2 protein-coding genes and 1 pseudogene are annotated in these 4,600 nt (G+C 61.7%); 1 reads left to right on the top strand and 2 read right to left on the bottom strand.

Translation table 11 applies throughout. The annotated features are described in order from the left end of the window. Window positions 1-112: pseudogene (locus VQ042_RS24725) on the top strand (IS630 family transposase); the annotation flags it as partial. Between the two features lie 179 nt (window positions 113-291). On the opposite strand, the gene VQ042_RS24730 reads toward VQ042_RS24725, so the two are convergent. Continuing rightward, entirely contained in the window at window positions 292-2,880 is a 2,589-nt protein-coding gene (locus VQ042_RS24730; protein ID WP_331822921.1) for a S8 family peptidase, read from the bottom strand. Next, on the bottom strand, window positions 2,858-3,880 hold the full coding sequence (locus VQ042_RS24735) for an AAA family ATPase (protein ID WP_331822922.1): 1,023 nt from the start codon (window positions 3,878-3,880) through the stop codon (window positions 2,858-2,860). The genes VQ042_RS24730 and VQ042_RS24735 overlap by 23 nt, the downstream gene beginning before the upstream one ends. Between the last annotated feature and the right edge of the window lie 720 nt (window positions 3,881-4,600).

Here is a 4,600-nt window from a genome sequence, read left to right on the forward strand (position 1 = left end):
CTTCGTCGCCGAGCACAACCAAAACCCGAAGCCCTTCGTCTGGCGCGCCGATCCAGACGCCATCATCGCTGCACGAAGCCGAGGGTTCCAAACGTTGGAGTCAATCCACTAGCAGCGCGAAACCGGCCATTTAAAAGGCATGCGGATTTTGGCGCGACAGTCCGGTCATGGGAAACCTCCTGCGGTAAGCTGCCTTCGGCATTCGCTCTGTTGCGCAAGATTATCTCTTTCGCCTGAAGACCCTACGGAGCTCACTGGGTACTGGCTACGCCACTTCCAGAAGGGTGGAGATCAGGCTCCAACCCCAACCCCAACGCCGACCTGCGGCGCGATGCGGGCGCGCACTTCGTTGTAGACCGGAATGCCAGCCTCGATGCCTACCTCGAAGCTGATAGCGAGCGCATACGGGACCTCTTCGTTGAGTTCGCCGGCCGTGGCCCGGCAGGAGACCCGGAGCAAAAGTTCTCCGTTATCGACGAACACCGCGGCTCGTTCTCCGATCCGGCGCTCATGGAAGAGGCTGCCGCGTACGATGGTTTTGTCGGTTGGCTGGCAGGGGTCTCGCTTGTCGGCGATCCAGTACTTCTCGTCCGTGCCGGGGCTGATATCGAGCGCCGCCCGGCGGTAGCCCTGATGGCGGGCGTTGATCGGCGTGAACCAGGCGAGGGTCGCGGTGAGGGCCCGAAACGCACGCTGGCCGTCGAGCCCTGCTGGAATCGGGATGCGGTAGAGAAGCGCGCTGTCTGCCGCGATCGTACCAAAGCCGAGCAGGGTTGCCCGGTTCTCGGTGCAATCGAGTACCCGCTCGATATCGGGAACCCCGAAGCCGAGCAGGCGGGTGATATCGTCGCGTCGCGCGACATGCTGCCCCGATCCCTGCGGCTGGAAAAAGGCGTCCAGCATCTCGCCCTTTGGCCCCCAAGTCGCGCCATGGACGAGAAGCGCTTTGATGGTGAGCGCCTGGTATTGCAGCGGCAGATCGTCATGATTGGAGCCGCCGTCGCCATCCATCAGCATGTCGAATATCCGATGGCCGGCACGAGTCGCGAGCGCCGTGGCGACGCTGGTTCCACACGAGTAATCTTCGTGCCGCGTGCTACCTCGCTGATCGGGAGCGGCGGCCTTGACGCCGAACAGCCGGGCGGGCCGGTCTGCCGGCGCGATCGTGATGCTGCCGCCTGACCCGATAACACGGACCGGCATCCGGCCACCGTCAAGGAGCAGGTCCGGTTTTACCGCCTTGCGGTAACCCAGCCCCATCGCAGAGACCATGTTCGGCAGGTACTCGTCCGTGAACGGGTCGATGAGGTTGACGGGCAGCCCGCCATTGAAGACGGCGCTCTTGTGCGCCGCGCCGATAGTGAGGGCGTTTATCGCCTCCGCCGGGGAGAAGAGGGTGCGCTGGCTCTTGTTCGCGTTCAAAGCTGCGAGCACAGCTTTTTCCCGCTCCTCGGGATCCGCGTCCTCAAACTCGCGCGAGGTTGCGTAATCGGGAATCACCAGCCGGTCCATCACGTTGCCGGCACTGACCAGAAAAAGCACCCTGTAGTGATGGGCAAGGAAATCGAGAAGCCGCCCGAGCGGGCTCATGACGCGGGCGAACGGACGCCAGCGATCCCCGAGGGAGAGGTTGATCAGGACGACACCGGGCGCCGTTGGCGGCTCCTCGCCGTCGCCGACCTTGATCCGCCGCACGGCGCGATGGATCACATCCACCAGCAGCTCGTCGGGCGGCGTCTGCTCGGAGTTGCCGCCGTCAGGCTGCATCACCGGCTGAACCAACAGCGGCCGGGGTAGCGGCGCCTCGCCCCGCGCGAGATCGCCATGGATGATGAGCGATGCCATCTCCGTGCCGTGTTCGCGGCGGTTGACGGGATAGTTCGCGTCGAGGTTATCCGGATCGTCAACGGTGATGCGGCCGGCAAGCCTGACGTGGTTCTGGATCGGCAATCCGTCGAGCAGGGCGGCGATGGGATCGCCGGCCGGAAGGGGCGCAGCATCGACGCCCTCGGGCGCGTCTTCGCCTTCAGGTTCTTCCTTGCCGGGATGCCGCGCGACCGATTGCGGGCGCAGGAACATGACCTCATCGACGCGCGCAAGCGCGATGTTGGGGTGATCGATCAGCGCTTGCGCCTGATCTGGGGGCATATCGACGAGTACGGCGTCGTACCGGATTTCGGGGATAGTTGCGTCATGGACGACTGCGCCGCCCATTCGATTAATCTCAGCCTCTATTCGGGCGGATGCCCGCGCCCGCTGATCGGCGTTCTCGTGGAACCACAGTTCGATCTCAAAACGCACCGGCGCTCCGGGATTGTGCTGAAGGGACTCACGCCAGTAAATGATCGTTTCCGTCGGCACCCGGTCTTGGGGACCCCATGGCCGGACATCGATTAGGAGTGAGAAGAGTTCGCGCCATTCCGATTTGCCGCGTGGCATGTTTTCGCCGCGCCGGTAGCGGCGCCAGAGGCTGAGCAGCTCCTGCAACGCCTGAACATCGGGCATGGCGAGGTAGATGCGGCCGGAAATCATCTTTTCCGGCTTTTTCGTATCGTAGAAGTCGTCGCTCGGATCGAACTCCTCTTCATAATCGCCGAGATATTCGAGGCCAAGCTCCTGCGCTTGCGTGTAGAAGTCTTTGACCTGTCCGGCGACCTCAAAAACGATCGCGCGTTCCGGCGCAATTGCTGCCGGATCGTCGCGGAAACCCATCAGCTCCTGCGGATTGCCCGCCACCTGCATAAGCCGGTCAAAGCGTGGCGCAAGCCGGACGCCTTGCCTGCCGCGGGCGGGCTTCGCGAGGCTGCCGCCGCCGCGCGGGCCGGGTCTCGGATCGAATGCCTCGGGCTCGGGAAGTTTAAGAAGCGGGCGTTCCGGCATTATCGTCCTGTTCTTCCGTCATTGGACCACGGACGCGGGACGCCCATAATTTCAGTTGCTGCTTTGCGATCTCGACCGGTGTTCGCTCGCCGGCAGCAAGCACCTGACGGCGGGCGACATCGAGGAAAAACTGCTCGGCTTCGCTGAAGCTCACCTTGCCGAGCGTCTTGGCAATCTGCGCGGCGCTAATTCCGAGCTTGAGATCGCTGCGTTCGCTCAGTGCCGTCAGATATGCCGCGAGTTGTTTCTGGCTCGGGACCGGCAGCGGCAGGCGAAGCTGGAAACGCCGCCACACCGCGCGATCAAGCAGTTCGGAATGATTGGTGGCGGCTAGGATCACGACGTAGCTCGGCAGATCGTCAATCTGCATCAGTAGGGAAGTGACCACCCGCTTGATTTCGCCGGTCTCATGAGTGTCACCGCGCTCTTTGCCCACCGTGTCGAATTCGTCAAAGAACAGGACGCAGGGCGTTGTTCGCGCATAGTCGAATACACGCTTCATCCGGCTTGCCGTCTCGCCAAGGAAACTGCCAATCATCGTTTCGTATCTGACGACAAAGAAGGGGACCGCGAGGCTTTCCGCGACAGCCTCGGCGAGAGAAGTCTTGCCGTTGCCAGGAGGTCCGACGAGCAGGGCGCTATGCCTTGGCTCAAGCGAATGCGAGCGCAAGAGGCTTGACCGCTGCTGCTCTTCAATAAGTTGCTGCACCGCCATTAGCGTAACCTCCGGCAGCATGAGATCTTCAAGGTGCCGCCTTGGCGTGACTTCGGTGATGAAGTCACGCGCCCGCGTATTATGCTCAGAAACTACTGTGTTCATGCTCACGCTGCCGCTATGCCCGTTGGCTGAGCGATAAGCTTTCTCGATACGGTCGGCGACCACATTGTGTTGCTTCGCGCGTTCCTCAGCCACAATCGCTTCCACTGTTTTTCTCAGAGCGCTCTTGTCGCCGCTGGCTCCTGATTTCACTAAATTGATAAGGAGGTCACTGCGCGCCATCGCTGCCTCCCTTTCCGCTGCGGCGGCGACCTCTCCGGTCGGCGAGCTCGGACTCCGGGATGTCTATGCCAATGGCACGGAGCCCGCGCAGCACGACGGTTCGGATGTTTTCACCCCGATCTGCGCTCATGAGTGCAACCTGACGCCGTACCCCTTCTGGCACCATGACCTGGATCGGCACCTCTCGCTGTGCATGCTCCCGCTTACCCCCGCTCGCTGGCAAGCCACGCGGAGACGAATTCTTGCTCGCCATGCGAATTCCACCTACGGACACCCGACTCTTCCTATCTTCATGATCTTATAAAATCATGATTGGTGGAGCAAGGAGAAGGATCCCCTTTTCAACAATGGAGACAAATGACAATTTCCGTACAGGCGCGCATGCGAAGCCGCAATCCGTACCTGCATTTAGATGCAACGTCTGCATCTAGGCGAAGGCCAAGCTTGCCTGAGACGTCCGCGAGGGGGCGCGGTGCCGTCCAAGTCGTGGTCAGTTGAACGGCCGCTATTGCGGTTTCGCCGCGAAGCAGCAGACAGGCAGCATTCCGCCCGCCCCTGCCGATTGGTATCAACTGTCGGATTTCACCACTAGCGCCGCGAGATCATCTGGACGCCTCCGGAAACGCCGCAATTTCGTTCTGAAGGCGAATTGCTGGGATTTATGGCGATTGTTTTGGGTTGGCGGTGACGCTGGTTCATGTGCTGGATGGCATCCGATCG

It is taken from the genome of Aurantimonas sp. A2-1-M11, assembly GCF_036549475.1.
In the GTDB taxonomy this organism is placed as follows: domain Bacteria; phylum Pseudomonadota; class Alphaproteobacteria; order Rhizobiales; family Rhizobiaceae; genus Aurantimonas.